The organism is Bradyrhizobium sp. S3.7.6, assembly GCF_054061875.1.
Map to the genome: position 1 here is coordinate 6,873,895 of NZ_JBSSEQ010000001.1, position 8,220 is coordinate 6,882,114.

8 protein-coding genes and 1 riboswitch are annotated in these 8,220 nt (G+C 66.2%); of the genes, 5 read left to right on the plus strand and 3 right to left on the minus strand.

Annotation, left to right across the window (positions count from 1 at the left end; genetic code table 11):
• Positions 1–35 precede the first annotated feature (35 nt).
• Positions 36–259, minus strand: a riboswitch (cobalamin riboswitch).
• 40 nt (positions 260–299) lie between these two features.
• The gene (gene cobO / locus ACVJ5M_RS33625; protein ID WP_028148472.1) at positions 300–935 is read left to right on the plus strand and encodes a cob(I)yrinic acid a,c-diamide adenosyltransferase; all 636 of its coding nucleotides are present in this window, start codon (positions 300–302) and stop codon (positions 933–935) included.
• A 23-nt stretch (positions 936–958) separates the two neighbouring features.
• Positions 959–2,407: a cobyric acid synthase gene (locus ACVJ5M_RS33630; protein ID WP_063984437.1), complete on the plus strand. Its 1,449-nt coding sequence runs from the start codon at positions 959–961 to the stop codon at positions 2,405–2,407.
• On the opposite strand, the gene cobD is transcribed toward ACVJ5M_RS33630, so the two are convergent.
• Positions 2,396–3,361 (minus strand): threonine-phosphate decarboxylase CobD, encoded by a 966-nt coding sequence (gene cobD / locus ACVJ5M_RS33635; protein ID WP_063984438.1) that lies wholly within the window; start codon positions 3,359–3,361, stop codon positions 2,396–2,398. The two genes, ACVJ5M_RS33630 and cobD, sit on opposite strands and share 12 nt — an antisense overlap.
• 11 nt (positions 3,362–3,372) lie before the next feature.
• Entirely contained in the window at positions 3,373–4,314 is a 942-nt protein-coding gene (gene cbiB, locus ACVJ5M_RS33640) for an adenosylcobinamide-phosphate synthase CbiB (RefSeq protein WP_063986534.1), read from the minus strand.
• 121 nt (positions 4,315–4,435) lie between these two features.
• Between cbiB and cobU the strand changes: the two genes are divergently transcribed.
• From cobU to bluB, 3 genes are read left to right on the plus strand one after another with little or no spacing between them, the layout of a single operon-like run.
• On the plus strand, positions 4,436–4,942 hold the full coding sequence (cobU, locus tag ACVJ5M_RS33645; protein ID WP_063984439.1) for a bifunctional adenosylcobinamide kinase/adenosylcobinamide-phosphate guanylyltransferase: 507 nt from the start codon (positions 4,436–4,438) through the stop codon (positions 4,940–4,942).
• Positions 4,939–5,721: an adenosylcobinamide-GDP ribazoletransferase gene (gene cobS / locus ACVJ5M_RS33650; protein WP_283018574.1), complete on the plus strand. Its 783-nt coding sequence runs from the start codon at positions 4,939–4,941 to the stop codon at positions 5,719–5,721. Before cobU ends, cobS begins: the two co-directional genes overlap by 4 nt.
• A 4-nt stretch (positions 5,722–5,725) precedes the next feature.
• A complete protein-coding gene (gene bluB / locus ACVJ5M_RS33655; RefSeq protein WP_063984441.1) occupies positions 5,726–6,358 on the plus strand; it encodes a 5,6-dimethylbenzimidazole synthase in 633 nt (210 codons plus the stop codon).
• 160 nt (positions 6,359–6,518) lie between these two features.
• On the opposite strand, the gene ACVJ5M_RS33660 is transcribed toward bluB, so the two are convergent.
• Positions 6,519–8,213: a ShlB/FhaC/HecB family hemolysin secretion/activation protein gene (locus tag ACVJ5M_RS33660; RefSeq protein ID WP_063984442.1), complete on the minus strand. Its 1,695-nt coding sequence runs from the start codon at positions 8,211–8,213 to the stop codon at positions 6,519–6,521.
• Positions 8,214–8,220 lie beyond the last annotated feature (7 nt).

Below are 8,220 nucleotides of genomic sequence, written 5' to 3' on the forward strand. Positions count from 1 at the left end.
CGTTTCCCCGTCGCGGAACACCCCGTCCGCCGGTCCAAAACTCGTCCGCGCTGGCAGGTCTCCCGGCTTGCGGAGCAGGGCTTTTGGCCCTTCGATCCCCGCCTTCCCGATCCCCTGCGGGGGATCAGTGGCCTCGGGCATCTCTCCGGTCACGGTCGCGGGGGCGGCTGCAGTTTGGAGCCGAATCTTGTCGATTCGGACCCTATCGCATTCCCTCTTCGCCTGTCATAGGACAGGAACCAACGCCGGGCCACCATTTGCCCCCGGCCGCCTCTTGTCAAGCCGAAGGACCCTGTCAGATGACGCCTGAACCGGATACCCAAACGGCCGAGGAAACCGACGCCCGCCACGCCGCGAAAATGGCGAAAATCAAGGTCGCCCGCGACAAGATCATGGCGACCAAGAGCGGCGAGAAGGGCCTCATCATCGTCCACACCGGCGCCGGCAAGGGCAAGTCCTCCTCCGCTTTCGGCATGATCGTCCGCTGTGTCGCCCATGGCTTCCCCTGCGCGGTCGTGCAGTTCATCAAGGGCGCCTGGGACACCGGCGAGCGGCGCCTGCTCACCGGCCATTTCGGCGAGCTCTGCCAGTTCCATGCGATGGGCGAAGGTTTCACCTGGGAGACGCAGGACCGCGCCCGCGACATCGCCGCGGCGCAGGCCGGCTGGGCGAAGGCCAAGGAGCTGATATCAGATTCCAATCTGCGCATGGTCGTGCTCGACGAGATCAACATCGCGCTGCGCTACGACTATCTCGACATCGCCGAGGTCGTCGACTTCCTGAAAACGCACAAGCCGCCGATGACGCATGTCGTGCTCACCGGGCGCAATGCCAAGGACGAGCTGATCGAGATCGCCGATCTCGTCACCGAGATGACGCTGGTCAAGCACCCCTTCCGCTCCGGCATCAAGGCGCAAGCCGGCGTCGAGTTCTGACGACGCCAGATTCTGAAAACACCATGGCGCGCGCATTGATGATCCAGGGGGCCGGCTCGGACGTGGGCAAGTCGCTCATCGTCGCCGGCCTCGCCCGCGCCTTCACGCGGCGCGGCCTGCGCGTGCTGCCCTTCAAGCCGCAGAACATGTCGAACAACGCGGCCGTGACCGTCGACGGCGGCGAGATCGGCCGCGCGCAGGCTCTGCAGGCGCTCGCCGCCGGTGTCGAGCCGCACACCGACATGAATCCGGTGCTGCTCAAGCCCGAGACCGACGTCGGCGCGCAGGTGATCGTGCAGGGAAAGCGCATCGCGGCCGCGCGGGCGCGCGAATATGCGGCGATGAAACCGTCGCTGATGGGCGCGGTGCTGGAAAGTTTCGAGAGGCTGAAAGCGCGCGCCGATCTGGTCCTGGTCGAAGGCGCCGGCAGCCCGGCCGAGGTCAACCTGCGCAAGGCCGACATCGCCAATATGGGCTTTGCGCGCAAGGCCGACGTGCCCGTCGTGCTGGTCGGCGACATCGACCGCGGCGGCGTCATCGCCCAGCTCGTCGGCATCAAGACGGTGATCGACCCCGACGATGCCGCGATGATCGAGGGTTTCGTCATCAACAAGTTCCGCGGCGACCCCTCGCTGTTCGACGACGGCTACAAGCTGATCGAGCAGAAGACCGCGTGGCGCGGCCTCGGCGTACTGCCCTGGTTCGCGCGCGCCGGCGAGCTGCCGGCCGAGGATGCGCTGGGGCTGAGCGACGCGCGCAAGCCAGGCCAGTGCAAGATCGCCTGCCTCGCGCTGTCGCGGATCGCCAATTTCGATGATCTTGATCCGCTGAAACTCGAACCTGGCGTCGATCTCGTGATGGTGCGGCCGGGCGAAGCCATCCCCGGCGACGTCCGCCTCGTCATCATCCCCGGCTCGAAATCCACCCGCGGCGATCTCGCCTTCCTGCGCGCGCAGGGCTGGGACATCGATCTCCTGGCGCATCATCGCCGCGGCGGCCATGTGCTTGGCCTCTGCGGCGGCTATCAGATGCTCGGGCGCAGCGTCGCCGACCCTGACGGCATCGAAGGTCCCGCAGGCGATACGCCGGGTCTCGGACTTCTGGACGTCGCCACAATGATGAGCCCGCAGAAGACGCTGACGCGCGTCGCGGCCGTGCATGCCGCCACGGACCAGCCGATCGACGCCTACGAAATCCACATCGGCCGCACCGACGGACCGGATCGCGCGCGCCCGTTTGCGAAACTGAATGGGGAGCCGGAGGGCGCGATCTCGCGCGATGGCCGCGTGCAGGGCAGCTATTTGCACGGCCTGTTCACGTCGGACGATTTCCGCAAGGCGTATCTCGCAAAGCTCGACATTCCGGCAGGCGACGAGCCTTATCACAGCAGGGTTGAGAGCGCGCTCGATGCCCTCGCCGATCACATCGAACAGCATCTCGACGTCGGCGGCCTGCTCGCGCTAGCGCGCTAGCGCCTCGGCAAGGCGCGTCCATTCGGCTTCGCTGCCGGGAAGCCCGAGGCGCAGCCATGCCGGCTCTTTCGCGAATACGCGCGACCAGATTTGGCTACGCGCCAGTTTCTCCTGCGCAGCAAGCGCATCAGGCGTCTCGTAGAGACGAAACAGCGGCGCACCACCGACGAGCCGCCAGCCTTGCGACTGCACGATGTCGTCGAGGCGGGCACAGTCGCGTGCGAGCCGCGCTGACGTCGCCTCGGCCCAGGCGTCGTCACGCAAGGCGCGGCAGCCGATCGCGATCGCCGCTCCCGACACCGGCCACGGACCTGACGCCGCCGCGAGCTTGGCGATGTCGGCCGCATTGCCGAGCGCAAACCCAAGCCTCAGGCCGGCAAGACCATAGAATTTGCCGAAGGAGCGCAGGACCAGCAGTCCAGGCCGATCCGCCTCGGATGCGAGCGACAGCTGCGGGGCAGCATCGGCAAAACTCTCGTCGATGACGAGACGGCCGACGCGCGGCAGCAGCGCCAGCAAATCCTTTGGCGCAAAACGCCGGCCATCGGGATTGTTGGGATTGACGACGACGGCGAGATCCGCGCCCGCCAGCGCGTCGAGCTCGCCGACCTCCTGGACATCCCAACCCGCAATCGACAAGACCCCGGCATATTCATTGTAGGTCGGCGCAAGGATGCGCGCGCGGCCGGCTGGCGCCAGTTGCGGCAGCAATTGAATGGCGGCCTGCGCACCACCCATCGCGACGAGCGGCGCGCTTGTGCCGTAAGCGTGCTGCGCGGCCTGATGCAGGCTCTCGATCTCGGCCCGCGACGGCAGCGCGTTCCACGCGCGCGCGCTCACCTCGCCCACGGGATAAGGCAGGCGGTTGATCCCGGTCGACAGATCGATCCAGTCCTCCGCGCGCCCGCCAAATCGCTGCTGGGCCAGATCGAGATTTCCACCGTGCTCGCGCATGCCCCGTTCTTTCACGCGAAGGCCAGGATCGCAAGGATGCCGGCGAGCAGCAGCATGGCGCGGCGGTAGATCGTCAACCCCCGGCTGATGTCCGCGGCAAGCGGATCGCGCGCGCCATCGTTGAGCCAGGGTTCGTTGGTGATGCTGCCGTGATAGATGCGGGGGCCGCTGAGCCGCACGCCAAGCCCCCCGGCCATGGCCGCTTCCGGCCAGCCGGCATTGGGCGAGCGGTGACGGCGGGCATCGCGCGTCATGCACGACAGCGCCTCCGAGCGCCGCGACGCCAACAGGACGAACAGAAAGCCGGTCAGCCGCGCCGGAATGAAGTTTGCGACATCGTCGATCCGTGCCGCGGCCCAGCCAAAAGCTTCGTGGCGCTCGTTGCGATGGCCGATCATGGAGTCCAGCGTGTTGATCGCCTTGTAGCCCAAAATGCCGGGCAGTCCGAACAGCGCGCCCCAGAACACCGGCGCCACGATGCCGTCGGAGGCGTTTTCCGCAAGGCTCTCGATAGCCGCGCGCGCGATGCCGGCTTCGTCGAGCGTTGCGGGATCGCGTCCGACGATGCGCGAAACCGCATCGCGCGCAGCAGCGATGTCGCCGGCCAGCAACGGCTTCGCGACGGCAGCGACATGATCATGGAGCGAGCGCAAGGCGACCAGCGGCCAGGCCAGCACACCCACGAGTATGATCTCCATCCATCCCCAGGGGAGCAAGGACTGAAGTACCCAGCCGATTGCGACCGAGATCGCAATCACCAGAAGCGCTCCAGCCACGCCCGCAGCACGGCGAAATGCCGGCGGATCGGAATCGCGATTCCAGGCGGCGTCGATGGCGCCGATCAGCCGGCCCAGCCAGGTCACGGGATGGCCGATCCGCGCGAACAGCCACGACGGCCAGCCCAGCAGGGCATCCACCGCCATCGCCACCGCCATCGCCCCTGCAAAACCCACGCCCACCTCCTGTCCCGCCCCTGTTGCGCAAAGCGAAGGCGGAGCGCAAGCCCCCGGCCGCCTGATTTCGGCTTTGTCTTTGGCCGCGATTGGTGATTAGTCAGGCCCACAGGAGACCTTTATGGCCGTCATCTTGATCACCGGCGGAGCACGATCGGGCAAGAGCGCCCACGCGGAAAAGCGCGCGCGCAGCTTTCCGGGCCAGCCCATCTACATCGCGACGGCCGAGGCGCTCGATGCCGAAATGGAGGTGCGCATCGCCAAGCATCGAGCCAAGCGCGCGGCCGTCGACTGGATCGAGCGAGAGGTACCACTCGATCTCCTGCAAGCTCTGATCGAGACCGATGGCGCCGGCCCAAGGCTGGTGGATTGCCTGACCTTGTGGCTCTCCAACATCATGCATGCGGGGCGTGACTGGGAACACGAACTCATGAAGCTCGCCGCTTTCATGGGCGGCCAGAAGAGCCCCGTCATTTTCGTCACCAACGAGGTCGGCCTCGGTATCGTCCCCGACAACGCGCTGGCGCGCAGCTATCGCGACGCCGCCGGAATCATGAACCAGGTCATCGCGGCGGTTTCCGACGAAGTCGAGTTCGTCGTGGCCGGCCTGCCGATGAAACTGAAATGATGCCGCGCGCCGAGCTTTTCAAAGAGATTATCGCCGATCTCAGGATGGCGGCATCGTTCGTGACGATCCTCCCCGTCGCATCGTCGAAGTCCGCGGCTGACGGCGCCGTCGCGCGCGCAACCTGGGCACTCCCCGTCGCGGGGCTGCTGGTCGGCCTCGCGGGCGCCTTGGTCTACAAGGTCTCCAGCCGGTTCGGACTGACACCGAACCTCGCCGCCCTGCTCACGCTGGCCGCGACCGCGCTCATCACCGGCGCGCTGCATGAGGACGGCCTTGCCGATACCGCCGACGGGCTCGGCGGCGGCCGGACGCGCGAGCGCAAGCTCGAGATCATGCGCGACAGCCGGATCGGCACCTATGGCGTCTGCGCGCTGATCCTGTCGTTCGGTCTGCGCTGGAGCGCGCTCGCGGCGATCGCCAATCCCTGGGCCGTCGCGCTCGCGCTGTGCGCCGCGCACACTGCCGCCCGCGCGGGCGTGCCGGCTTTCATGTCGCTGGTCCCGCCGGCACGATCTGATGGACTGTCGGCAAGCGCGGGATCGCCGCCGGGCCGCAGCGTCGCCATCGCTTTCGCTGCTGGAACGCTCGCCCTCGCCCTCGCGCTCGGGCCTGGCAAGGCGCTGGTCAGCCTGATCCTGCTGTCGCTCGCCGGCTTGATGCTGGCGCGGCTTGCCATCCGCCAGATCGGCGGGCAGACCGGCGACATCCTCGGCGCATTCGAGCAGACCGGCGAGATCCTCATTCTGCTGGTGGCGGCATCCTTCCGGATGGGAGGCTGATCTCATGGTCGAGTTCGACGACACCTTCCGCCAACATTTGCGCGAGCTGTTCGTGTGGCGCCGCGACGTGCGCCGCTTCCGCGCCGATCCGCTGCCGGCCGGCACCATCGATCGCCTGATCGAGACCGCCTGTCTCTCGCCCTCGGTCGGCCTGAGCCAGCCCTGGCGCTTCGTTGTCGTTGAAGATGCCGCACGGCGCCGCGCCGTGATCGACGACTTCAGGGCATGCAACGCCGATGCGCTGAATGCCTATGCCGGTGAGCGCGCCGCGCGCTATGCGACACTAAAGCTGTCCGGTCTCGAACAGGCCCCCGGCCACCTCGCCGTGTTCGCGGACAAGGCGAGCGACATCGGCCACGGGCTCGGCCGCGCGACCATGCCGGAGACGACGGAATATTCCGTGGTGGCCGCGATCACCGCGATGTGGCTCGCGGCGCGCGCCGACGGCATCGGCCTCGGCTGGGTGTCGATCCTCAATCCGCAGCGCGTTCACACCACTCTCGACGTGCCTGAGACCTGGAAGTTCATCGCCTATCTCTGCATCGGCTATCCGGAAGTCGAATGCGACCAGCCGGAGCTCGAGCAGGCGAAATGGGAACACCGGCGCGGCGCGGAGGAATTCACGCTGCGGCGTTGAGGCGCCCCCGCTCCATCCTCCGTCATTGCGAGCGTAGCGAAGCAATCCAGGCTGTCTCCGCGGAGGGATTCTGGATTGCTTCGTCGTACCAGCGCAAAATTGCTGTGCAATTTTGTCGCGGGCTCCTCGCAATGACGACGGAGAGAGAGGCGGCTTGTCGCTACGACCTGCTCTTGCCGGCGGCAGCCGCCACCGGCGCAGGGCTCTCCTGCTTCTGGAACATCAACAACGGTCGGAAGATGACGCGGCCATAGGCCTCGTAATGGTTCTGGGTCGAGACGGCCATCTTCAACGGCGTCGCGTAATTCGCCTCGAACGTCATGAACGACGCATAGGTCCATGAGAAGCCGACGCCGACCGAAGCGAGCTCGGTAACCCCCGGGAATGTCGAATAGACTGCGCCCCAGTCGGTGAAGATGTAGGTGTCGAACCCCTTGAGCCACGACGACCAATTGTAGTGCAGCTCGGCGTTGAAATAATAGCCGCTGTCGCCGGATGCGGAGTTGGAGGGATAGCCGCGCACGGTGGTGGGACCGCCGATCGAGAATATCTGGTCGCCCGGCAGCAGCTTTTCCTGCGTGTACTGCCAGCTCGCCAGCACATTGGCGCTGAAATTCTGCGGCCCCGCCGCGCTGGTCGCGATCAGCGAGCCGGTATAGGTGTTGAACGCGCGGTTGTTGCCGAGCACATAATCATGCCAGGTGATGTAGTTCACCGCCGGCGAGACCGTGATCGAATAGGTGTTGCCGGAATTGGTCACTGACAGCCCGGCGGTGGCCTTGTCGTAATGGTCGTCGGTCACGGAGACCGTGGCGAAGCGGCTGACCGTCTTGCCCTCGGTCTCAGCGGCGTTGAGCAATATCAGCCAGTTCTGCGTCACCCAGACCGGCTGGCTGAAATTGACCGCGGCCTGGCTCGAGCGTCCGGTGACGTCGAGCGCGACGAACGGTCCCTGGATGATCTTGATCTTGCCTTCGGTATAGCTGACGCCGACGCGGCCACCCCAGGGATTGACCGGAATGCTGTAGGCGGCGTTGCCGTTGAGATTGCCGTCGGCGCGGACGCCGTAGAAGGTCAGGCGGTCGTCGACGCCGAACAGGCCGTGGCGCTTGTAGAAGGCTCCGCCCTCCCAGCGCCCGGTGTTCTCCGCGCCCTGGTTGTCGGTGAAGAGTTGCAAGGTGTCGACCGGCGGCTCGATCACGGCGAACTGGAGATCGGTCAGGCCAAAACTCGTGCCAGGCTGGAGCAGCGCCTTGATCTGCACGTCGTTGGTCCGGTTGAACCAGATCACGTCGCGATTGAGTTTTGGAACGTCGAGGACCTCGCCTTCGGGCTCCTTCACGCGCTGAAGGATGTAATCGGTGCGGGTCTGCTTGTTGCCCTCGATGGTCGTCTTCTGGAGCCGGCCCTCGGTCAGCTTGATCTTGACCACACCGCCCTTTGCATCCTGGTCAGGCAGCGTCGCGATGCCCGTGACGATGCCGCGCTCGGTGTAGATGGCGTTGATGTCGGCAACGAGCTGCAATAGCGCAGCGATGTCGACGTTCTTGCCGACATATTTCTTCGCGATCTCGTCCAGCTCTGCCGGCGTGATGAACTTGGATGCGTCGAACTCGACCTTGCGCAGGCGGAATTTCGGCCCCCCCGGCTTCAGCAGCTGGGACTTTTCCCGCTCACCGCCGATCACCGCGGGACCGGTGAGCTTGGGCGGCGCGCTCTGCCGTTCGAGCTGGCGGCGCTGCCGGTCGACGTCGTTCTGGATCACGCCGGGATTGATCGAGGGCACTTGCGCGCGCGAAGGGGCGATGCAGCAAGCTGCAAGCCCCACCCCCAACGCGGCCCCCCAAATCCGCATCCCGAAT